24 protein-coding genes and 1 pseudogene are annotated in these 20779 nt (G+C 41.7%); 17 read left to right on the top strand and 8 right to left on the bottom strand.

All coding sequences use genetic code 11. The features are described 5' to 3' along the window. The first annotated feature begins 101 nt into the window (after nucleotides 1–101). From IM475_RS09610 to IM475_RS09590, 5 genes are all read left to right on the top strand, one after another. Nucleotides 102–392, top strand: coding sequence for a YiaA/YiaB family inner membrane protein (locus IM475_RS09610; RefSeq protein WP_008203804.1), 291 nt, complete (start codon nucleotides 102–104; stop codon nucleotides 390–392). 70 nt (nucleotides 393–462) lie between these two features. Then, on the top strand, nucleotides 463–1116 hold the full coding sequence (locus IM475_RS09605) for a Coq4 family protein (protein ID WP_287727399.1): 654 nt from the start codon (nucleotides 463–465) through the stop codon (nucleotides 1114–1116). A 383-nt stretch (nucleotides 1117–1499) separates the two neighbouring features. Then, nucleotides 1500–2639 carry a SpoIID/LytB domain-containing protein gene (locus tag IM475_RS09600; protein ID WP_287727398.1) on the top strand — a complete coding sequence of 380 codons (1140 nt, stop codon included), beginning with the start codon at nucleotides 1500–1502 and terminating at the stop codon, nucleotides 2637–2639. Between the two features lie 93 nt (nucleotides 2640–2732). After that, nucleotides 2733–3212, top strand: coding sequence for a 3-hydroxyacyl-ACP dehydratase FabZ (gene fabZ / locus IM475_RS09595; RefSeq protein WP_002734156.1), 480 nt, complete (start codon nucleotides 2733–2735; stop codon nucleotides 3210–3212). A 3-nt stretch (nucleotides 3213–3215) separates the two neighbouring features. Next, entirely contained in the window at nucleotides 3216–3983 is a 768-nt protein-coding gene (locus IM475_RS09590) for a TspO-related membrane protein (protein ID WP_287727397.1), read from the top strand. Here IM475_RS09590 and IM475_RS09585 read toward each other — a convergent pair. The 3 genes from IM475_RS09585 to IM475_RS09575 all read right to left on the bottom strand — a co-directional run bounded on the left by IM475_RS09585 (nucleotide 3980) and on the right by IM475_RS09575 (nucleotide 6285). Beyond that, nucleotides 3980–4444, bottom strand: coding sequence for a VOC family protein (locus IM475_RS09585; RefSeq protein ID WP_287727396.1), 465 nt, complete (start codon nucleotides 4442–4444; stop codon nucleotides 3980–3982). The two genes, IM475_RS09590 and IM475_RS09585, sit on opposite strands and share 4 nt — an antisense overlap. A 149-nt stretch (nucleotides 4445–4593) precedes the next feature. Then, nucleotides 4594–5412 carry a SirB1 family protein gene (locus IM475_RS09580; RefSeq protein ID WP_287727395.1) on the bottom strand — a complete coding sequence of 273 codons (819 nt, stop codon included), beginning with the start codon at nucleotides 5410–5412 and terminating at the stop codon, nucleotides 4594–4596. 78 nt (nucleotides 5413–5490) lie between these two features. After that, nucleotides 5491–6285, bottom strand: a complete 795-nt coding sequence (locus IM475_RS09575; protein ID WP_287659347.1) for a metallophosphoesterase family protein — start codon at nucleotides 6283–6285, stop codon at nucleotides 5491–5493. A 364-nt stretch (nucleotides 6286–6649) separates the two neighbouring features. Here IM475_RS09575 and nagA point away from each other — a divergent pair, with 364 nt between their 5' ends. Next, a complete protein-coding gene (gene nagA / locus IM475_RS09570; RefSeq protein WP_287659348.1) occupies nucleotides 6650–7801 on the top strand; it encodes an N-acetylglucosamine-6-phosphate deacetylase in 1152 nt (383 codons plus the stop codon). Here nagA and ccmS read toward each other — a convergent pair. The 4 genes from ccmS to IM475_RS09550 all read right to left on the bottom strand — a co-directional run bounded on the left by ccmS (nucleotide 7757) and on the right by IM475_RS09550 (nucleotide 10851). Further along, nucleotides 7757–8197 (bottom strand): beta-carboxysome assembly chaperone CcmS, encoded by a 441-nt coding sequence (gene ccmS / locus IM475_RS09565; RefSeq protein WP_287727394.1) that lies wholly within the window; start codon nucleotides 8195–8197, stop codon nucleotides 7757–7759. The genes nagA and ccmS overlap by 45 nt on opposite strands. A 186-nt stretch (nucleotides 8198–8383) precedes the next feature. After that, nucleotides 8384–9397, bottom strand: coding sequence for an aldo/keto reductase (locus IM475_RS09560; RefSeq protein ID WP_287659350.1), 1014 nt, complete (start codon nucleotides 9395–9397; stop codon nucleotides 8384–8386). A 269-nt stretch (nucleotides 9398–9666) separates the two neighbouring features. Beyond that, nucleotides 9667–9984 (bottom strand): slr1957 family protein, encoded by a 318-nt coding sequence (locus IM475_RS09555; RefSeq protein WP_002762345.1) that lies wholly within the window; start codon nucleotides 9982–9984, stop codon nucleotides 9667–9669. A gap of 306 nt (nucleotides 9985–10290) precedes the next feature. Next, nucleotides 10291–10851 (bottom strand): 5-formyltetrahydrofolate cyclo-ligase, encoded by a 561-nt coding sequence (locus IM475_RS09550; RefSeq protein ID WP_287703052.1) that lies wholly within the window; start codon nucleotides 10849–10851, stop codon nucleotides 10291–10293. Nucleotides 10852–10883: 32 nt separating this feature from the next. On the opposite strand from IM475_RS09550, the gene grxC reads away from it, so the two are divergent. After that, nucleotides 10884–11201, top strand: a complete 318-nt coding sequence (grxC, locus tag IM475_RS09545; protein WP_002802035.1) for a glutaredoxin 3 — start codon at nucleotides 10884–10886, stop codon at nucleotides 11199–11201. Next, a complete protein-coding gene (tadA, locus tag IM475_RS09540) occupies nucleotides 11186–11680 on the top strand; it encodes a tRNA adenosine(34) deaminase TadA (protein ID WP_123229874.1) in 495 nt (164 codons plus the stop codon). The genes grxC and tadA overlap by 16 nt, the downstream gene beginning before the upstream one ends. A 95-nt stretch (nucleotides 11681–11775) precedes the next feature. On the opposite strand, the gene IM475_RS09535 is transcribed toward tadA, so the two are convergent. Continuing rightward, nucleotides 11776–12546: a segregation/condensation protein A gene (locus IM475_RS09535; protein WP_287727393.1), complete on the bottom strand. Its 771-nt coding sequence runs from the start codon at nucleotides 12544–12546 to the stop codon at nucleotides 11776–11778. Nucleotides 12547–12597: 51 nt separating this feature from the next. On the opposite strand from IM475_RS09535, the gene pdxH reads away from it, so the two are divergent. The 9 genes and pseudogenes from pdxH to IM475_RS09490 form a co-directional block, all read left to right on the top strand. Then, nucleotides 12598–13242, top strand: a complete 645-nt coding sequence (pdxH, locus tag IM475_RS09530; protein ID WP_002802042.1) for a pyridoxamine 5'-phosphate oxidase — start codon at nucleotides 12598–12600, stop codon at nucleotides 13240–13242. 231 nt (nucleotides 13243–13473) lie between these two features. Continuing rightward, complete coding sequence (locus IM475_RS09525; protein WP_012267992.1) at nucleotides 13474–13776, top strand: trypco2 family protein; 303 nt, start codon at nucleotides 13474–13476, stop codon at nucleotides 13774–13776. 118 nt (nucleotides 13777–13894) lie between these two features. Continuing rightward, nucleotides 13895–18232, top strand: coding sequence for an NB-ARC domain-containing protein (locus IM475_RS09520; protein ID WP_287727392.1), 4338 nt, complete (start codon nucleotides 13895–13897; stop codon nucleotides 18230–18232). Nucleotides 18233–18299: 67 nt separating this feature from the next. Beyond that, a complete protein-coding gene (locus IM475_RS09515) occupies nucleotides 18300–18548 on the top strand; it encodes a type II toxin-antitoxin system Phd/YefM family antitoxin (protein WP_002739617.1) in 249 nt (82 codons plus the stop codon). Further along, on the top strand, nucleotides 18541–18810 hold the full coding sequence (locus IM475_RS09510; RefSeq protein ID WP_002739840.1) for a type II toxin-antitoxin system RelE family toxin: 270 nt from the start codon (nucleotides 18541–18543) through the stop codon (nucleotides 18808–18810). Before IM475_RS09515 ends, IM475_RS09510 begins: the two co-directional genes overlap by 8 nt. Before the next feature lie 82 nt (nucleotides 18811–18892). Continuing rightward, nucleotides 18893–19183 (top strand): UPF0175 family protein, encoded by a 291-nt coding sequence (locus IM475_RS09505; RefSeq protein ID WP_002780147.1) that lies wholly within the window; start codon nucleotides 18893–18895, stop codon nucleotides 19181–19183. After that, a complete protein-coding gene (locus IM475_RS09500; RefSeq protein WP_287727391.1) occupies nucleotides 19167–19661 on the top strand; it encodes a PIN domain-containing protein in 495 nt (164 codons plus the stop codon). The genes IM475_RS09505 and IM475_RS09500 overlap by 17 nt, the downstream gene beginning before the upstream one ends. 27 nt (nucleotides 19662–19688) lie before the next feature. After that, a complete protein-coding gene (locus tag IM475_RS09495) occupies nucleotides 19689–19910 on the top strand; it encodes a hypothetical protein (protein WP_012267989.1) in 222 nt (73 codons plus the stop codon). A gap of 185 nt (nucleotides 19911–20095) precedes the next feature. Continuing rightward, nucleotides 20096–20266 (top strand): annotated as a pseudogene (locus IM475_RS09490) (nucleotidyltransferase domain-containing protein); the annotation flags it as partial. Nucleotides 20267–20779: the final 513 nt, after the last annotated feature.

Here is a 20779-nt window from a genome sequence, read left to right as displayed (position 1 = left end):
ACTTCACCCCAGTTCTCAACCCTCCCCCTACTAGATAGCGCTCATTGTTGTTGCACCTCTAGAAGAGACAGAATGGGTGTAGAAACATTTAGGAGACGATTATGAACGATAAAAAATACGGTACTGCTCCCAGTCATACTCAAGCGTGGATTTTTCAAACTTGGTTATCTTTTATTGTCTCTATTTCTGCCACTTCTTTAGGAGTTATTTATCTACCAGTAGATGCGTGGATTAAAGGTTATTTAGGCATGGGTTTACTATTTACCGTCGGTTCCACCATTAATTTATCAAAAACTGTCCGCGATATCGAAGAATCTAAACGCTTAATTAATCGCATTGACGAAGCAAAGTTAGAACGGATATTGAGTCAGTACGATCCCTATAAGGAGTAGTTTTTCCCAGTTATTGGTTATCAGTTTTTTCGATTATTCTCACTCTTTTTACTTGCTTAGGAGAGTTTATATGCTATTCATAACTAATCTAATCAGTGTGACCAAAGGAATAATTTCTCTTTTACAAAATCCCGGTAATACGATGTCTGTATATGATATTGAAGATGGCTTAAAAGAGAGTTGGTTACAGCGATTATCTTTACAATATGTTAAAAGCGATCGAGCTACCGCCCAAATGATTGCCCAAAGATATCTAGCCGCTAGTCCCTGTTTAGAAACCCTGCTAAAACTCCCTGAAGATTCCCTGGGTTATCATTATGCTACTCACCTAATTAGTCTCAATTTTGATCCTAATTTTTATCGGTCTATTCAGGTCAATTCTGATACAGATTATCTGCTGCTTCGCCTACGGCAAACTCACGATATCTGGCATATAGTAACAGGTTTTGGTGTCGATGGCATGGGAGAATTGCAGCTGAAAGCTTTTGAATTAAGTCAAACTCGTCGCCCTCTAGCTATTGTACTACTTTTAGGGGGATTATTGGGAGCTTTATTTTCTTCGCCACTTTCCTTACATTCTCTCTGGAAAGAGATTGTCCTCGCCTATAATTTGGGCAAAAATACTCGACCTTTTTTAGCGCAAAAATGGGAACTAGCTTGGGAGAAATCCCTGCTAGTTTGGCGGCAAGAATTGGCGATTGTCCACTCGAACCTAGGAAATTAATTTTGCTGGACTACTTAAGTAAGTGGTTATAATTTGAAGATAGATTTTGTCTTTGATCCCCCCTTAATCCTAGGGTTTATTCATAGTAGGGTTGATTCATGAATCAACCCTACCCTTAATCCCCCCTTAATCCCCCCTTGATAAGGGGGGAAATATGATAATTTTTAACGCCTCCCTACTTAGAATAATCGACTAAACCGAATAAATCCCGATTAATGGTACAAAATAAGGCAATTTCCCCATTCAGGGGCCAGAGGATAGAAAAATTCTCAGACAATCGGGAAAAAGTGACAGGGGAAAAATTTTTCCGAACCAGAGTAGCCAAAAAATCCCAGTCCGGGTAAAATTGATTATCGATCGATTGTGTGAGGAGTCCGATCCCCATGACCAATAAACACACAGCAAGGCTGCTGGGTAGTTGCCTGCAGCGCCTGCCTGCTCATAGTTGGCTCATCCTAGTTTTTTGGGCTTTGATTATCGCTCCAGTCCAAGCTGCTGTCGAGTTACGCATTGCCATCAGTAAAGGTGTTAGTGCCGTCTCCGTGGGCAGTTCCACCGATGCTGTGGTGAAAGATGGGGCCGGGAGAGTCCTAGGAGAATTGACCGCCATGAATGCCCTCAATGCTAATCCCAGAGGAAAAGCGGTGGGTTTGGCCGATTGGCAGGCCAGTCAATTGATCATCGAACCGGAGAATGATGGTTACGTCTGGATTAATGATCGCTGGTATCGAGGACGAACAAGGATCATTCGGCAGGGTTCTGGGGTGACAGCCCTAAATTTAGTCGATTTAGAGGAATATCTCTATAGTGTCGTCGGTGCGGAGGCGATTCCCTCCTGGCCGCAAGAGGCCTTAAAAGCCCAATCCGTGGCGGCGCGTACCTATGCCCTCTACCAAATGAAGACTTCCGGCAATCGCATCTACGATCTCGATACTACCACCCGCACCCAAGTTTATAAGGGTCTAGAAAGCGAGTTTACTAGCACCCACGAGGCAGTTAAGGCCACCGCCGGACAAATTATGAGCTTCAACGGCAAACCGATTCTAGCGGTGTTTCACTCCTCCTCCGGGGGTCATACGGAAAATGTCGAGGATGTTTGGAATTCCCCCTTACCCTACCTGCGCGGTGTCGTCGATTACGACCAAGTCGCCCCGGTATTCCAATGGTCAAAAAACTTTAGCGCCAGTGAATTAGGCCGTTTAATCGGTGGTGTCGGTCGTGTGCGATCGCTATCTCCCGAAAGAACCACTCCCCACGGACGGGTGATTAGAATGCGTATAGTGGGCGATCAAGGCTCTAAATTAATCTCTGATACCCAATTACGGCGAATACTCGAGCTGCGTAGTACCCTATTCACGATTTCAGCTAATAACGGTACTTTTGCCATTAATGGTCGCGGTTTCGGTCATGGGATCGGTTTAAGTCAATGGGGCGCTTTTTCCCTCGCTGACCAAGGGGTGACTTATGACCGCATTCTCAGCCATTATTATCAAAATGCTCGTTTAACTGAAATGCCCAATTAAAAAGGCTGTCAGCCGTTTCCAGTAAACTGATCACTTATAACTGATAACTGATTGTGAGATAATGTCTGATCTCACTTGTAATTTTTGACTTGCATGACCATCGTTACCGAAGCCTTAACCGAGTTGGAACCAGTCATAAAAACTACCTTTACCGTCGAGGAAATTCGCCAACTACTGCCCCATCGTTATCCCTTTGCCCTAGTTGATCGGATTATTGACTATGTACCAGGTAAAAAAGCCGTTGGCCTAAAAAATGTCACGATTAACGAGCCTTTTTTCCCCGGTCATATTCCCAGTCGTCCCTTGATGCCGGGGGTGTTAATTGTGGAATCCATGGCCCAAGTCGGGGGAGTGATTTTGACCCAATTACCCGGGATGAAAGGGAAATTTTTTGCCTTCGCTGGCATTGATAAAACCCGTTTTCGTCGTCCTGTGGTGCCGGGGGATCAATTAATCATGACGGTGGAATTATTATCCTTCAAGATGAATAAAATTGCTAAAATGCAAGGGGAAGCAAGAGTCGATGGGCAATTGGCCGCCCAGGGCGAAATGATGTTTTCCGTCTTTGATTGACCTATGAATTTTGATCGAGATCGTCTCCGACAAGAACTAAATTTATTTGCTATTCTAGGGGCTTTTATCACCAATATTTTCGCTAATATTTTTCCTCTCAAGGGCGAAAATATCGGGGCTATCTCGAATACAGTTTTTCAAGATGTCTTAATTGTTCCCGCTAATTATGCTTTTGCAATTTGGGGATTAATTTATCTGGGTTTAATTAGTCTGGGAATTTACCAAGCTTTGGCTTTTAATAAAACTGAACCGCGTTTGCGTCGGTTAGGCTACGAATTAGCCATCGCTAGTGCTTGTCAGATTCTCTGGGTAATTCTCTTTCAATTGCGTTTTTTTACCCTGTCTTTACTGGCAATGCTAGGCATTTTAATTTCTCTCATCCGGCTTTATCTCCGCTTAGAAATTAATCGCTTGATTGTCAATCGTAAACAGGGTTTATTAGTTAATGCTCCTATTAGTATTTATTTCGCTTGGATTACCGTAGCCACGATTGTCAACGTCGCTTCGCTGCTAGATTGGATCGACTGGCAGCGATGGGGTCTAACTGACCAGAGCTGGACGGTAATAATCCTGCTTATCGGGGCGATAATCGCGATTTTAGTCGGTTTAAAAAGAAAAGATCGGGCTTTTATCGGGGTGTTTATCTGGGCTTTCTTGGCGATCGCTGTTAAACAGATTTCTCTGCCTCTAATTGCGATAACGGCGATTATATTAGCGATTATCCTAACTTTTCTGGTTTTTAGTCGCAGTTTTCGTCCTCTGAGTCGTTAAGATGCGGGATCACAGCGAATTTCGACGATAAAGCCATCGGGATCGTAGAAGTAAACCCCCCTCCCAGTCGGACGGGTCACGGGTCCACTAGCAATAGTAATTCCCTGACTTTGTAGCACTTCTAGGGCAAAATCGAAGCCTTCGGGGGCAATATCGAAGGCTAAATGGTTGGCACGGGTAAAAGCGATTTCGGGATTGTCGTCGGGAGGGTTTAAATCTGGTTCCCAAAATAGGTCAATTACTGTACCATCGGGGGTGATAAAATTGGCCACTTTTCCCTGGGCAACTAATTCTTTTAAGGTGGTGGGAATTTTTTCCCCCACTAATTCCTCTAAGCCTAATATTTCCCCATAAAAATGACGAGAAGCCTCCATATCTTTGACGTTGAAAGCGATATGATGGACTTTTCGCAGTTGACCAATTTTGAGTTTTTTTGTGGTTAAGGAAGGGCTAATAGTCATTTTAGTTATCATTTATCAGTAAAGGATTGGGGGATTTTTCAGTGAACAGTAATCAGTAATCAGTGAAAAGACAGCACTATTAATGTCATTTAATACTCCTCATTTAATACCGTTAACTGATAACTGATAACTGATAACTGATTGGCGACTTAAGAGTTAATTTTTTGCAATAATTGCCGAATTGATTCCGCATCTTGGGCGTTGGGTAGGAGGGCAAGATAGAAGCCTAAATCCTGTTGCGCTCGGCTGAATTGTCCAATTTGATAGTAAACTAAACCTCGATCGCGCAGCTCTAGGGGATGATTAGGAATGAGCAAAAGTAGTAGATCTATTGTCCGAATTGTCTGAGACCATTGTTGACGATTCAGGTAAATATATTTTAAATTAGTCAACAAACGTAATAAAATTTGCTGATTGGTAGCAATATTGAGAAAATGTTCTTCTAATTTAACTGGCTGTTGATAAACTTGACTTAATCTTTCTTGACAGTCCTGTTTAAATAAGATTTCACCACCGTGAAAGGGATCGACAAAAATTTCCACTTCCTCGAAATCGGGACGGATAATAAAATGGCCCGGCATACCAATTCCTACCATGGGAAAATCGATCTGTTTGGCAATCTCTAAATAGATAATCGAGAGAGTGAGCGGAATACCTGTGCGGCGATCAATTACGTCATTTAAGTAGCTATTGCGGGGGTCATAGTATTCTTGGGTATTACCGGTAAATCGTAAATCTTCAAATAAATATTGATTGATAATCTTGACTATTTTTAAAGGATATAATCTATCGGGTAAGCGTTTTTTTACCTCGTCAGCCATTAAATTTATTCTATTTAAATATTGATCAATCTTGAGGCGCGGATATTCAAAATTGGCTATTTGTAGGGCTGCCCGAGCTAGATTTATCTCAGGGTCAGGATGTTGAATTGTTTCGATGAAGGCTTGGTATAAGAGTTCAAGGGTCATTAGAAAAGGGTATTAATCAGATTATCAACTATTTTAACCGATGCTTCCGGTTTTATCGCTTCTCTTTTCCGATCACCATTAAAGGTTCAGTGATTTAGATGAGCTTTCCCTGGAGGAGTAACGAGAAATCTTGTCAAGATCTAGATTAACCACGGCTTTTTCTAAAGGGATCGTGCGACAATTTTTATTTTGAGACTGCACTTGATAAACTAATTGATTTGTCCAATCTAAAGCAGTTAACCAACCACTTTGGGGATGATAAACCCCAGTTTCAATGTCTAGCCAACCGCTGCCGCGAGCTAGTTGTCCCGGTTTGACATCGGGAAAGGTAAAGGTTAAAGTATGACCTGTGATAATTAGTTTATCCTTGAAATAGGGTTGGGTCATGGTATGAAATTCGTTTCTAATCCAACAAAACTGCTCGTTTGTTTGCTGTTCAAGGGGATATTCTGGGTGTACTCCCGCGTGAACTAACCAAATATCTCCTAGGTCTAAATAAGCGGGTAGGGATTGGAACCAATTGATATGCTCGGCGGGTATATTGTTATTATAACTTAGTAGTGTCGCCGCCCCGCCATTCTCGATCCAGACGTTTAGCCATTTTTCAGAAACTTCTTTTCCTGCCAGAGCTTTTAAGAGCATATATTCATGATTGCCTAGGAGACACTGATAGTTATTTTTGATGACAAAATCCACCACTTCCAAGCTCTGCTGTCCTCGATCAATTAAATCTCCCAGAAAATAAACCTTATCCTCACTATCGGGAGCAACTCGGTTTAATAGTCGCAAAAGTGTCTGAAAACTGCCATGCACATCTCCGATAATAATACGACACGGTTCTTGAGTCTGTTTCCCTATTTTTCTAAAAAACACACACCCCTCCCTAATCACTGAGATTGCTACTCTTTTATTGCTAAAAAAGTAGTTTTTATCAAGTCTTAATTTTATTATAGGACAAAGCTTTCCTTCTGACAGTCACTCCCTCCTAAGAACTGCGGCAGCAAGGCTGTAATTGTTTTGTAAAGTATTTTTGCAATTTCTGGACAGGAAGCGGGCAGGTTATGGTATTATTTTTTTATGATCAGTTTTTATACAATTGGATCTAAGCATCTGTGAGTAAGTGCAAAGATTCCCATTATATAAAAACTATCTCAAAAAAATGCTCCTTTGTCAAGCATAATCAAAAAAAAAGTTTTTTTTTGAGATTATAATAAAAAAAAATTAGTTTTCTGCTGCTATGATAACCCTAATTAACGCTAGAATTCCCACCCATCAGGAGCGACAACAAATAGAGATAAATGCTGCGGGAAAGATCGAGAGAATCACGGAGATGGGGGGAAGGAAAAAAGGGGAAAAGATTATCGATATGGAAGGGGATTGGCTATCGTTAGGAGGAGTAGATTTACAGATCAACGGGGGATTAGGATTAGCATTTCCCGACTTAGAAATAACAGATCTAGAAAAATTAGATAAGATTAGCGATTATCTTGGGAATCAAGGAATTGATGGTTATCTTCCCACCCTAGTCACCACGTCTGTGGAGAAATTTCAAAAATCCCTCTCAGTAATTGCCAAATATATCGAGAAACAGCAACAGGAAAATCGAGCGAGCGCGCAGGTTTTAGGAGTACATTTAGAGGGACCATTTTTAAACTATGAAAAAAGGGGGGCGCATCCGGGACAATATCTTTTAAACCCAAGTATAGAAACAATAGATAAAATCTTTGGGGACTACTTATCGATCGTCAAAATTATCACCCTAGCCCCAGAATTAGATAGTAGCGGTACGGTGATTAAATACCTAAGCGATCGAGGAATTACCGTCAGCTTAGGACATTCGCAAGCGAGTCAAGAAATAGCCAAAAAAGCCTTTTTACAGGGGGCAAAAATGGTTACTCATGCTTTTAATGCCATGCCTCCTTTACACCATCGTCAACCGGGGTTATTAGGGGAAGCAATTATCAATCGCGAGGTGTATTGTGGGTTAATTGCCGATGGTCAACACATCCATCCAACCATGATAGAATTATTACTAAAAGCCAGTAATTATCATCAAGGAATTTTCTTAGTTAGTGATGCTTTAGCGCCGATTGGTTTAGAGGATGGTGTCTATCCTTGGGACGAGAGAGAAATTGAAGTTAAACAGGGAACAGCAAGACTTTTTGACGGTACTTTAGCGGGAACAACCTTACCCTTATTACAAGGAGTAGCCAATTTAGTTAACTGGGGAATATGTGATTTAGAAACGGCGATTCTTCTAGGGACAGAATCCCCCAGAAAAGCGATCGGATTGGCGGGTTTATCGGTGGGACAACCTGCTAACTTTTTGCGCTGGCAATCGGCATCAAATTGGGAAAGATTGGATTTGCGCCAGCATTTTGGCCTCTAACTGTTGAATGAGGGTATCGAGATCCACTTCGAGGCGATCAAAACATTCAGGAGGGGAAAGATCGGGTTGAAAATAAATCAATTTTACCTGACCATCACCGATAGCGACTATAGCCACTTCTTCGCTGGGATTATAGCGATAAATAATCCCAAGCATCTCTTGAATTTTACAATTAACCTTGCGATTTAATTTCTCTAGGGACTCCCTAGAACAACAGACAAAATGGGGCTGAGGTTTAAGATCAATGCCCAAGATTTCCTGAGCATCTTCTCCCCATTCCGAGAGTAAACCCCACATTAAACCGGCTAATTCCTGTTGATTTTCTTGCACGAATTGATCTAATTGATAGCGCCATTGATTAGCGGGATCATCGGGGATTGGTTGTTCAAATCTCATTATTAGCCTCTTTTCAGTTATCAGTTATCAGTTATCAGTTATCAGTCCTTAATAAGGGGTGTGCCGATCCCCCCTTATTAAGGGGTGGCGATCCCCCCTTAGTCCCCCCTTAATAAGGGGTGGCGATCCCCCCTTAGTCCCCCCTTAATAAGGGGGGAAAGCTGACAATTTTTAACACCTACCTACTTAACGACGGTACTCATCACCGCAATCACCGATCAACTGCAATAAATCCCGGGATTTTTGCAAGACATGATCAATTTTTTGATAGTCTTGGGGGGATAATTGAAAATCGAAAATACGGGCATTTTCTTGGATATGTTCAGCAACACCCAAACGCACCCCGATAATTGCCCCGGCTACGGCCTTTTGTTCGAGAACGTAACGCACTGCCACATTAGGAATGGTGACATGATAGGAATCAGCGATCGCTTTAAGAACAGTTAATAATTCTTGGAATAATTGCCAGTTTCCCCAAGCATTGATCATGTTTTTATATTTCCGTAAACTAGCGGTATTGAGACTCATGGCATTGGGTTCAGGATGACCGAGATATTTTGCCCCTAATAAGCCTCCTGCTAGAGTACCATAGGCGAGTAGATAGATGTTATGTTCTTGGCAAAATTGTGCCATTTTGACGAGGGGACGGCGATCGATTAGAGAAAACTGGACTTGATTGGAGACTATTTTAATCCCGGTGCTGAGAATAATTTTTAAATGTTCCGTGTCGAAATTAGTCAAGGCCAGGTGTTTAATTTTGCCTTCCTGTTGTAATTCTCCTAAAAAATATAAGGCATCTAGATAATTTTTATCGCGATAATCCCACCAGTGAAACTGCAATAAATCGAGACTATCCACATCCATGCGACGGAGGGAAATAGCGATATTTTTTGCGACTATTTCCTTAGTCATTTTACCCGGACGGGGAACCCATTTAGTGAAAGCTTGCAGATTATTTAAAGCATCAATGCCCCTTTGAGCGACTAATTGACGACGAAATTCACCGATAAAATCTTCAGCCGGACCGTAATGATCGGCCAGATCCCAAGTGGTGAAACCGGCATCTAGATAGGAGAACATACTAGGGATCGCTTTTTGGGGTGCGATCGAACCATGGGCGCCTGAAACTTGCCACATTCCGTTCAAAATACGACAAATTTCCAGATCGGGGGTAAACTGTAAGCGACGAGATTCGGACATGGGAATTATGAATTATGAATTATGAATTATGAATTGGGGAGTGGGGGGAGAAGGAAGTGGGGAGAATAAATAAAAATAATCTCCTGACTCCTAAATACTGACTCCTGAAGGCTAAAAAACCGATGAATTTACTTTCTTAAATTATCGCCCGATTTTACCCTGTTTCGTTGAACAGATCGATTGTACCTGTCCAGAAAAAAGCGGCAAAGGGGAAGACTTTCGGAAAAATCTCCCCCTTTTTGGGTTTCTGCTACTCAATTTTTGCTGGTTTAATATTCCACTTCCAATCGCGCTGCGGTGACAGCATCAAAAGCGAAAGCGAGAACTATAGGCATAGGACAAGCGAGGGTGATACAGAGAATTAAAGCTGTCAAAGTCAATCCGATCGCCACTCCTAACCAAAGTTTTTCGGCAGGGGATAGACCTTTTTGGCGCTTAATGTTTTGTAACACTTTGGTGGGAATTGGTTCTGGCATCACGGCATTGGGAGGGAATGCCCAATAATTACTGTAGCGTTCGAGAAATAGCTCTGTCCAGCCGTTTTCTTGACACCATTCTTGAATCCATGGTTCGTGAAAGTGTTTCATTGCTTCCCTGTTGACTTTTTCCAGTGATTACTATAAACATCTCCTGATGTGAATTTCATCCTAGCAAAGCTATCTTCAGGGTCGATCGGATTCAATAAAACTTAATATAATACTAAATCCGTTGAGTATAGGCTACATATCAGGACAGGCAAAAGGCAAGAGGCAAGAGGCAAAAGGGGAAATAAATAATCAGTTTTTAATAACTGGATTTAGTGTAAGCTTGCAGCCATCGGCTGTCAGCCATCAGCTTGTTGCTTTCTAGGGATCAGCTTGGGGATTGGGTGTGAGGGAATAGGAAAATAATTGTTAAAAAATTTCGGTTCTCGATTCGGTACAGATTGCCTGTAATTTTTGGTCCCAAGTATCGAGGGGAAGGGTATCGAGATAGGCAAAGTCAAAGACAATCCCGATCGAGGGGATAGCTTGCCATTCGGGGGAATGTAAGAGACGATCAAAATAACCCCCCCCGTAACCTAAGCGATAACCTTGGCGATCACAGGCGACGGCGGGAATTAACAGTAAGTCCACTTCGGCCGGTAAAATGAGAGGAGCGATCGCTGTTGGTTCGTAGATGCCATAACGATTTAATTCTAGGGGATCATCGGCAGTCCAACAGTGCCAAGTCAGGCTATCTCCGTCACAACGGGGAAAACCCCAGCGATGGTGTTGACAAAATAAGGAACTTAAATCCGGCTCTTGACGATAACTGAAGTAAGCGAGAATGGTTTTAGCGTGCTGAAAGAGGGGTAAAGATTGTAAATTTTTGCAAAGTTGCTGACTATTTTCTTGCCAAATATGCTTAGGAAGCGATCGTCTTTGGACAATTAGTTGTTTGCGTAATTGGGCTTTTTTGGTAGCAGAATCCATAAAATAAAGATAAATATTTCTGTAGTCACAAGATGCTAAATCTATTTAACTCGCTTTTTGGGCGTTATAACGAGAATATCAAGGCCAATGTGGAAATTTACACCTGGGCAACTTGTCCCTACTGTATTCGTGCTAAATGGTTGCTGGGTTGGAAAGGAGTAAAATACACCGAATACAAGATTGATGGGGATGAAAGCGCACGTCAAGCCATGGCCGAACGTGCCAACGGTAAACGCAGTGTACCACAGATTTTTATTAATAATGAACATATCGGTGGTTGTGATGATTTGTATGCTTTGGATGGTCAGAAAAAATTAGATAATTTACTGGCTAAATGTGGGACTATCTAAAGTCTATTGATGAAAAAGCCTATGAGAAACATCGGCAATGGATGCAGTTAGCTTTAAATTTAGCTGCAACTGCGGGGGATCGGGGTGATGTACCTGTGGGAGCGGTTATCGTGGATAAACAGGGACATTTAATCGCTCAAGGGGCTAATTGCAAGGAAAAACACCATGATCCCACCGCTCACGCCGAAATTCTGGCGATTCGTGCCGCTAGTCAGGTTTTAGGCAATTGGCACTTAAATGATTGTACCCTCTACGTCACCCTCGAACCCTGTCCCATGTGTGCCGGGGCAATCATTCAGGCTAGGCTAGGATTATTAGTGTACGGTGCTGACGATCCCAAAACAGGAGTTATCCGCACTGTGGCTAATTTTATAGATAGTCCTTTTTCTAACCATCGTTTACCGGTAATTGCGGGAATTTTAGCCAAGGAATCGGGGGAATTATTACAAACATGGTTTGAGAAAAAAAGAAATGTTTAAAGAAGTCAGGGAGATAGGAGTCAATAAGCTGTAATGCCTCTTAGCTTAAAACCCCACACCCGACACCGCACACCCTGCCTCTAGAAAAAACTTTTTCAGCAAACCCTAATTAAAGAAATAGTTAAATCCTGATAAAAATCCTCCTGTTTTAACTCCACTTTTGATTGAGAAGCCAGTAAAAGTAAAGCCCAAAAAATCGCCACCTTTTCCTGTGTTGCCGAGTGACTAGAGGGTTTTTCCGCTTGCCATAAATCTAATAAATACTCAAACTCTATCTCATTTTTCTCTAATTGAAAAAACTTTCTCTGCAAAAAAAAGTCCAGTTCCGCTGCCAATTCCGTCAGGTTTTCTTGGTGGGCCAATTCCGTGATAATTTGTACCGCTTCCCGTCGGGATTGGGGCCGGGGTTTCGGGACAACTACAGGCAGTTTCGGTAAAGCTTCAATCTCTAGGGCAATCTGTTGTAATTGAGTGATTAACTCCTGCAAAGTTACCCGTCTTTTTCGCGGTGGTGGGGCAGCAGTACGACGGCGAATATGATTTTCTAGATAACGGGGTAAAGTTCTTAATTCCCGTTCTAAATCGCTAATTTCCTCATCTATCAGACTTTCTTCTTGCTGTTCCAAAGACAATCTTTCTAGGGTATCAGCCTTAAATAAAACTAACATAGAAGCCCATAAAAAAGCCTGTCCCGATTGGGGTAAATTAGCTTGGGCCATGGCTAAATCTAGATCATTTAATAACCCCAATTCTGCCAAAAAGCGATCGATCACATCAATAACCTGCACATCCCAGGGGTCAATTTCTCCCTGTTCCGCCATTTCTAAAAGAGATTCGATCGCGTCACTGGCCGAGGTGATAGTCATGATTGTAGAATCTTGTAGGATCTCAAAGGATAAAATTTAGCAAGCAAAACCATGGACATATCGATCGCTGACCTGCGCTTGGACTACAATCTCGAAGAATTGCTAGAGTCAGAAACATCTGCCGATCCTTTCATTGTATTTAAACAATGGCTAGAACGGGCGGTATCTTCGGGAAGATTGGAACCCAACGCTATGACTTTAGCCACTATTTCCCCGGAGGGTAAACCCCGGGCCCGCATGGTACTGTTAAAAGACTTCGATCCTCGCGGTTTTGTTCTCTTTACCAACTACCAAAGCGCCAAAGGACAGGAATTAATCGCCAATCCCAATGCAGCCCTAGTGTTTTGGTGGGGAGAATTGCAACGGCAAATTAGGATTGAGGGAACTGTAGAAAAAATCAGCGAGGAGGAATCGGATAATTACTTTTTTGTCCGTCCCTGGGAATCTCGTTTAGGGGCCTGGGCCTCCAATCAAAGTGAAGTGATTTCCGGGCGAGATATACTCGAAAAACGCCTGACAGAACTAAAAGAAGAATATGCGGGTCGTGAAGTTCCCCGTCCTCCTCATTGGGGCGGATTTCGCCTAATTCCTAGTTTAATCGAGTTCTGGCAAGGTCGCCCCAGTCGTCTCCACGATCGTCTCTGTTATTATCGTCAAGAAGATGGCAGTTGGCAAAGGCAACGTTTAGCTCCTTAGTTTGATCTTGACACCTTGTATTGGCAAAATAGCTCGATGCTAATTCAATTTGTCATTTTAGTCTTGAGATAATATTAGGTCGATTTCTTTTCCCAACCCGCGCTTACCTTAGCGATCGGGTTGGGCTATTATATCAATTGGATAAAGGCAACCCGTCCGCCCTAAAGTTTCAGAAAAACGATAGAATTGAAAGGGTTTTTGTCTGCATCCTTCAAAAATAACTAGAGAATTATGGACATCAATAAAGTTGGACTTCGAGAAACCTTAGAAGCATTGCGGGTTGAACTGAGTAAATCTATTTTAGCCTCTGAGGGTGAGCAGATTCGCTTTGAAGTGGGTGAAATTGAATTAGAGGTTCAATTTGTGGTTGAGCAGTCGAAAGAAGGCAAAGGTGGGCTGAAATTTTGGGTAGTAGAAATGGGTGGGGGTGTCACCAATAAAGATACGATAACCCATAGAATTAAAATTCCCCTTAAACCCATTGGGAAAGATGGAGGACCTATCAAGACAGGAAGTGATGATATTCCCGATTAGAATTTTATACCACTAGGGACGCAATGCTTGCCCCCAAAGCAGTTAATTTGTAGGATGGGTTAGCGAAGCGTAACCCATCGCCATCCCAGAAGAATAGGTTACATCAATCCGATAAGTTATGCCCCAATTCCAACCCCTTCGCGCTTTAGAAATTGTTGCCCCTAAATACGGCACTGCCTATCGAATTGGGGGACGTTTACTCTTGACTTGTCGGCATCTATTTGATAATAGTAACAACTGTAAAGTACGATTTAGATCAGCATCAAACTATTCTGATAAGCAAGATATAGACGCTAAGGTAATTTGGAAAGCTCCCGATAATATCGATATAGCCTTAGTAGAATTACCAGAAACTATCGAAACTTGTAATCCTGTAGGTTTTGGGGTGTTACCTGATGCTAATACCACAAAAAAAGTTAAATTTGACTGTTTGGGCTTTCCCCAATTTTTACGGTATGCTGAAGATGAGATAAAATACGCCACAGGGTTACATATTGAGGGAACTATCGATGTAGCTAATCGTGTTCCTCATCACCGTTTGTTATTAAATATTAAAGATAGTCAAGACATACAACCCACCGATGAACAATTAGAAAGATTAGCAGAAGATCAGTCACCTTGGCAAGGAACATCGGGATCAGCAATTGTTTGTTATGGGTTAGTGATTGGGGTACAATCTAAACAGCCAATTAGAGATCGTCCGGCATCTTTAGAAGCTGAATCTTTGGCCAGGGTTTATGACAATCCTGAATGGTGTGAGATATTAGAAACCCATGATATTGATCCTGAACCTAAACCCGTTATATCCGCTTCTTTAAAATCTTCTTCCTATCGCAATCAAGCTCCTCCTAAACCGAGTTATTTTGTCGAACGTCCAGAGGTTAGTATTGAGTTAAAAAAACTTTTATTGTCAGAAACAACGGAAAAAACTGGAACTTTAGTTATTAGTGCGATTTATGGATTAGGAGGGATTGGTAAATCCACTTTAGCGGCGGCATTAGCACAAGAAAAAGAAGTTCAAGCTTTTTTTCCTGATGGCATTTTCTGGGCAACATTAGGACAACAACCAGATATTTTATCCTTTCTTCATGGCTGGATTCAAGCTTTAGGAGATTATGATTTTAAGCCGACGGGTATTGATGCGGCATCCTTACACTTGAGGACTTTATTGGCAGATAAAAAGGCTTTATTAGTAGTAGATGATCTCTGGAATGTAGAAGATATTGATCCTTTTAGAGTAGCAGTAAATCAATGTAAATTATTAGTAACCACTAGGGAAGTTCCCGTTAAAGGGGCAATTCGTTATGATTTGGATGTGATGACGGAAAGCCAATCTTTAGCCTTATTAACGGGTTATTTAAAGCATGAATTAAATTTAGCAGATCAGAAACAAGCCAAAATATTAGCCAAAATTGTCGGTTATTTACCCTTAGCATTGGAGTTGACGGCGGCACAAATTGAAGATGGGATTCTTTGGGCTGAATTAATCGAAGATTTACGAGCAGAAATCGCTCATTTAGAAATTTTAGATCGCTTGGAAGCTGGAGATACTGTCAATGAAGAAAAACGAAAACATTATAGTTTAATTGCTTGCTTTAATCTCAGTTTAAAGCGGTTAAATCGGCAAAGATTGAGACAATTTAGCTGGTTAGGGGTGTTACCGGATGATGTTACCATTACCGAAAAAATGGCGGCGACTTTATGGGATTGTCAGGTTAGAGAAGCGAGACAAACTTTAAGATATTTACGGGGTAAAGCTTTATTATTAACGGGGGTTTCTAGTGAACTATTAACGAGTTATCGCGTCCATGATTTGTTACATGATTTAGCCCGAAATCTGATCCTAGCGTCTCCTCATCCTGAAACGGATTATCAATTACCGGGGTTAGGGTTATCAATGGCTGAGGCACATCATCAGCTTTTACAACGGTATCAAAAACAAATTAAGATATCCCCCCTAACCCCCCTTGAAAAGGGGGGAAAAGAGGTGGAAGTCCCCCTTGAAAAGGGGGGAAAAGAGGTGGAAGTCCCCCTTATTAAGGGGGATTTAGGGGGATCAAACTGGCACAGTTTAGAGGATGATGGCTACATTTATAATCAATTGCTCTGGCATTTGGAAAAAGCGGGACAGATAGCCCAGATTCATCTATTACTGAGGGAAGAAACGGCAGAAGGTCATAATGGTTGGTATAGTCAGTGTGAAAGGGAAGGGAAAACGGCAATTTTTATTAAGGATGTTTCCCGGGCGTGGCAATTGGCGGAGGGGCATTTTATTGAGAATCCCAGTGAGTCGATTGGGTTACAGGTTCGTTATGCTTTAATCACCACTTCTCTTAATAGTTTGGCGGCTAATATTCCATCAAAATTGATTGCGGCACTGATTCAGCATGAAATCTGGACACCTGCCCAGGGATTAGCTTATGTAAGGCAAAATCAGGATGATTTTAGGAGAGCCGAAGGATTAGAAGCAATTAGTCCCTATCTTACTTCTACTTTGTTATCCGAAGCCTTAGAAATTGCCAGAGGGATTGGGGATAAATCTGACCGTGCAAGGGCATTGACCGGGTTAGCTCCCTATTTACCGGAAAGTTTGTTACCCGAAGCCTTAGAAGTTGCCAGAGGGATTGGGTCTGAAGACTACCGTGCAAGGGCATTGACCGGGTTAGCTCGCCATTTACCGGAAGTGTTACCCGAAGCCTTAGAAATTGCCAGAGGGATTAGGGATGAATACAACCGTGCAAGAGCATTGACCAATTTAGTTCCCCATTTACCGGAAGTGTTACCCGAAGCCTTAGAAATTGCCAGAGGGATTGGGGATAAATCTGACCGTGCATGGGCATTGACTGAGTTAGTTCCTCATTTACCTGAAGTGTTACCCGAAGCCTTAGAAATTGCCAGAGGGATTGGGGATAAATCTGACCGTGCATGGGCATTGACTGAGTTAGTTCCTCATTTACCGGAAGTGTTACCCGAAGCCTTAGAAATTGCCAGAGGGATTAGGGATGAATACAACCGTGCATGGGCATTGACCGGGTTAGCTCCCTATTTACCGGAAGTGTTACCCGAAGCCTTAGAAATTGCCAGAGGGATTGGGTATGAATACAACCGTGCAAGGGCATTGACCGGGTTAGCTCCCTATTTACCGGAAAGTTTGTTACCCGAAGCCTTAGAAATTGCCAGAGGGATTGGGGATGAATACAACCGTGCAAGGGCATTGACCGGGTTAGCTCCCCATTTACCGGAAAGTTTGTTATCCGAAGCCTTAGAAATTGCCAGAGGGATTGGGGATGAATCCGACCGTGCATCAGTATTGACCGAGTTAGTTTCCCATTTACCGGAAGTGTTACCAGAAGCTTTAGCAATTGCCAGAGGGATTAGGGATGAATACTATCGTGCATCAGTATTGACCGAGTTAGCTTCCCATTTACCGGAAGTGTTACCCGAAGCTTTAGCAGTTGCCAGAGGGATTGGGGATGAATCCGACCGTGCATCAGCATTGACCGAGTTAGTTTCCCATTTACCGGAAGTGTTACCCGAAGCTTTAGCAGTTGCCAGAGGGATTGGGGATGAATCCTATCGTGCATCAGCATTGACCGAGTTAGTTTCCCATTTACCGGAAGTGTTACCAGAAGCTTTAGAAGCTGCCAGAGGGATTGGGGATGAATCCTACCGTGCATCAGTATTGACCGAGTTAGTTTCCCATTTACCGGAAGTGTTACCAGAAGCTTTAGAAGCTGCCAGAGGGATTGGGGATGAATCCTACCGTGCATACGAATTGACCTTGTTAGCACCCCATTTACCGGTCAGTTTGTTACCCGAAGCTTTAGAAATTGCCAGAGGGATTAGGGATGAATACTATCGTGCATGGGCATTGACCGAGTTAGTTTCCCATTTACCGGAAGTGTTACCGGAAGCTTTAGGAGTTGCCAGAGGGATTGGGGATGAAGATAAACGTGCATTGGCATTGACCGATTTAGCTCCCCATTTACCGGAAAGTTTGTTACCCGAAGCTTTAGCGGTTGCCAGAGGGATTAGGGATGAAGATAACCGTGCAAGAGCATTGACCAATTTAGTTCCCCATTTACCGGAAGTGTTACCCGAAGCTTTAGCGGTTGCCAGAGGGATTGGGGATGGAGATAGCCGTGCATTGGCATTGACCGAGTTAGCTCCCCATTTACCGGAAAGTTTGTTACCCGAAGCCTTAGAAGCGGCCAGAGGGATTGGGTCTGAATACCACCGTGCAGAGGTATTACAAGCATTAACCGCCACCTTAACCCCTGCTAATGTTGACTTATCTTTCTGGCAAGATGTCCTTCAGGCTTTGGGTACTCTCACTCGTCCTAAATTCCTCAAAACGGTTCCCAACTTAGTCCCTTTAATCCTTCATTTTGGGGGAGAGGTCGCCTTAAGAGAAGTGTATCAAAGTATTAGGGATGTTAGTCGCTGGTGGAAGTGATTGCCCTGTCAATAATTGCTATAATAGCTAAAATGGTCATAATGGCTAGTTTCTATAAAGGTTAGTTATGAAAACATTAGGAGCCTCAGAAGCAAAAAATCGCTTTGGCGAACTGTTAGACTTGGCTCGAAGAGAACCAGTAAAGATAGCAAAAAAGGGACGTAATGTTGCAGTCGTGCTGTCAATCGAGGAATTTGAGAGATTTTCCGAGTTAGAAAATCAACTTTTGGCTTTACAGGCAGAAAAAGCTCATCAAGAAGGTTTTATCGGAACAACAGAAAGTGAGGCTTTACTGTCAGAAATTTTAAATGCTTAAGATTAACCTATCTCGACAGGCAACTAAACGCTTAAAAAAACTGCCAGATAAACACGCCAAACAAGTAGCCACAAAAATAACCGAACTGAGAACAAATCCCTATCCCCAAGATTCTCTAAAGTTAAAAGGATACTCTTATCATAGAGCCGATATTGGTGAATATCGAATCGTTTATCGTGTTGAGGAGCAAACACTAGAAATCTTGCTGATTGACAAACGAAACGATGATGAAATTTATAAACAACTAAAGAGAACAATATAGAGAATCTTAATTATCAACCATCAATTAATTAGCGATATTATTCCTGCTAAAATCAAGAAAAACAAATTATCTTTAAACACTCATGAGCATTAATGTAACATTTCCCGAAGAACTCCTCATTGCTGCCAGAGAAGAAAAAGAAGCATTCTCTCGTAAAGTCATAATTTATACATTAGGGCATCTTTATCAAGAAGGAAAAATTTCAGCAGGAATCGGCGCACAAGTATTAGGATGCGATAAATATACATTTTATACACTTCTCTCTGAGTATGGTTTTTCCATTATTGATTACACAGCAGAAGAATGGGAATCAGAAATACAAACCAGCCGTAAATTAGCCAAAAAAATCAAAGAGAATGAAGATAATTGTTAATTCTACACCGATCATCGCCTTATCTTTGATTAATCAATTAGATCTTCTTAATCAGCTATTTAATGAAGTGATTATTCCTTGGGCAGTTTATCAAGAAATTGTCATCGCTGGAGATAATAAACCGGGGGCGAAAGAACTCAAAAATGCCAATTGGATTCAAGCTCAAGAAGTTGCATCATCATCTCCTCTTGAACCGCTATTACTAGGATTAGATCGAGGAGAATTAGAAGTTATTCTCTTGGCAATTTCAATCAAACCAGACTGGGTAATTATAGATGAGAAATTAGCAAGAAGAGTTGCCAAAGCTATGGAATTAACCGTCAAAGGAACATTAGGAATTCTCTTGGTTGGTTTTTATGCAGGTTATCTATCTAAACAAGAAATTTTATATTTATCACAACAGTTAGTTGATTATGGAATTCGTATTAGTTCTCCGATTCTTAATTGGCTAAAAACAGAATTAGACAATGATCATTAATACCAAATTAATGCAAAATAAACTACCATGAAACAACTAATCGTACACATTCGTGACCAAGAAAAAGCAGAAACACTCTCTAAAATTTTAACTGCTTTAGATTTTGTTGACTCTGTAGAAATCATCGAAGATCAAACAACATTATCTGATAACGAGCAAGATTTCTTTGCCCTAGCAGGACTGTGGGAAAACAGAAATATCACCCCTGAATCTATCCGTCAAGCAGCATGGCGAGAAGAAAAACGATGATTTTATTAAAAGTTTAGAACGCTATGAGCCGTCGAATGAATGACCCATCCACATTTCATTGGCGATCGCATTCCTCCCCATCTTTCCACACTCCCTACGCAATCGCAAAAATCCGATAAAATAGTGAATAAGTGACATCCATCAATACAATTTATTACAAAAAATAATTTCTAAGTAATAAAACCATGGCTCAATTACAAACCCTAATGCCTATACTACAAGAATTTCGCCAAGAATTAGCAAAGTTTTATGGAAAACGGTTAGTAAAACTGATCCTTTTTGGTTCACAAGCGCGGGGTAACGCTAATGAGGACTCAGATATTGATATTATGGTCGTATTAAAGGGGCCCATTTCCCTTAGAAGCGGCCACCCTATTACTTGAAAAAAATTATTATCTCAAATGGAATGCTCCCACTCTAGCAAACAGGGTAAGCGCATCCTAACAATCCTTGACAAAATGAACTTTATGTGGGTTGCCTACCCAGAGGGCAATTCAGGCATATTTGAGTAGAATTTGCCATCTCAATTGTTAAGCAACAATCGACCAAATAGGTCGAGTTCGTAACTATTCTGATTGACTGGTATCACTTAAAATGCCCACGCGGATCACAAAATTGGCCAATTGTCAATAGCTTTTGAGATGCCCTTTATATTCGATCATCATAACCATAAACAGGCAAAATTATCTGTATATTTAATCACTTAATCAGAAGCATTTACCTTTGAAATATGGCATAGAACGAGTTAGTTAGGACAGATGCCTGAAGGCTTTACTCACAGCATCCACAAGGTTTTCACTATCATTGATAATCTGACTAACATAGTTTTTCAATCTAGCCCAGAACTTTTCAATTTTGTTGAGATCTGG

The organism is Microcystis sp. M061S2 (assembly GCF_020245605.1).
GTDB lineage: Bacteria > Cyanobacteriota > Cyanobacteriia > Cyanobacteriales > Microcystaceae > Microcystis.
This window is presented reverse-complemented; position numbering and strand designations above follow the sequence as displayed.

Excerpts from the sequence above, each read along its gene's own strand:
- IM475_RS09580 (WP_287727395.1), bottom strand. The coding sequence starts at position 5,412 with ATGACCCTTGAACTCTTATACCAAGCCTTCATCGAAACAATTCAACAT.
- IM475_RS09610 (WP_008203804.1), top strand. The coding sequence starts at position 102 with ATGAACGATAAAAAATACGGTACTGCTCCCAGTCATACTCAAGCGTGG.
- IM475_RS09495 (WP_012267989.1), top strand. The coding sequence starts at position 19,689 with ATGAAACAACTAATCGTACACATTCGTGACCAAGAAAAAGCAGAAACA.
- IM475_RS09505 (WP_002780147.1), top strand. The coding sequence starts at position 18,893 with ATGAGCATTAATGTAACATTTCCCGAAGAACTCCTCATTGCTGCCAGA.
- pdxH (WP_002802042.1), top strand. The coding sequence starts at position 12,598 with ATGGACATATCGATCGCTGACCTGCGCTTGGACTACAATCTCGAAGAA.
- IM475_RS09605 (WP_287727399.1), top strand. The coding sequence starts at position 463 with ATGCTATTCATAACTAATCTAATCAGTGTGACCAAAGGAATAATTTCT.
- IM475_RS09500 (WP_287727391.1), top strand. The coding sequence starts at position 19,167 with ATGAAGATAATTGTTAATTCTACACCGATCATCGCCTTATCTTTGATT.
- IM475_RS09535 (WP_287727393.1), bottom strand. The coding sequence starts at position 12,546 with ATGACTATCACCTCGGCCAGTGACGCGATCGAATCTCTTTTAGAAATG.
- tadA (WP_123229874.1), top strand. The coding sequence starts at position 11,186 with ATGTGGGACTATCTAAAGTCTATTGATGAAAAAGCCTATGAGAAACAT.
- grxC (WP_002802035.1), top strand. The coding sequence starts at position 10,884 with ATGCTAAATCTATTTAACTCGCTTTTTGGGCGTTATAACGAGAATATC.
- IM475_RS09515 (WP_002739617.1), top strand. The coding sequence starts at position 18,300 with ATGAAAACATTAGGAGCCTCAGAAGCAAAAAATCGCTTTGGCGAACTG.
- nagA (WP_287659348.1), top strand. The coding sequence starts at position 6,650 with ATGATAACCCTAATTAACGCTAGAATTCCCACCCATCAGGAGCGACAA.
- IM475_RS09550 (WP_287703052.1), bottom strand. The coding sequence starts at position 10,851 with ATGGATTCTGCTACCAAAAAAGCCCAATTACGCAAACAACTAATTGTC.
- fabZ (WP_002734156.1), top strand. The coding sequence starts at position 2,733 with ATGACCATCGTTACCGAAGCCTTAACCGAGTTGGAACCAGTCATAAAA.
- IM475_RS09600 (WP_287727398.1), top strand. The coding sequence starts at position 1,500 with ATGACCAATAAACACACAGCAAGGCTGCTGGGTAGTTGCCTGCAGCGC.
- IM475_RS09525 (WP_012267992.1), top strand. The coding sequence starts at position 13,474 with ATGGACATCAATAAAGTTGGACTTCGAGAAACCTTAGAAGCATTGCGG.
- IM475_RS09560 (WP_287659350.1), bottom strand. The coding sequence starts at position 9,397 with ATGTCCGAATCTCGTCGCTTACAGTTTACCCCCGATCTGGAAATTTGT.
- ccmS (WP_287727394.1), bottom strand. The coding sequence starts at position 8,197 with ATGAGATTTGAACAACCAATCCCCGATGATCCCGCTAATCAATGGCGC.
- IM475_RS09510 (WP_002739840.1), top strand. The coding sequence starts at position 18,541 with ATGCTTAAGATTAACCTATCTCGACAGGCAACTAAACGCTTAAAAAAA.
- IM475_RS09520 (WP_287727392.1), top strand. The coding sequence starts at position 13,895 with ATGCCCCAATTCCAACCCCTTCGCGCTTTAGAAATTGTTGCCCCTAAA.
- IM475_RS09555 (WP_002762345.1), bottom strand. The coding sequence starts at position 9,984 with ATGAAACACTTTCACGAACCATGGATTCAAGAATGGTGTCAAGAAAAC.
- IM475_RS09590 (WP_287727397.1), top strand. The coding sequence starts at position 3,216 with ATGAATTTTGATCGAGATCGTCTCCGACAAGAACTAAATTTATTTGCT.
- IM475_RS09585 (WP_287727396.1), bottom strand. The coding sequence starts at position 4,444 with ATGACTATTAGCCCTTCCTTAACCACAAAAAAACTCAAAATTGGTCAA.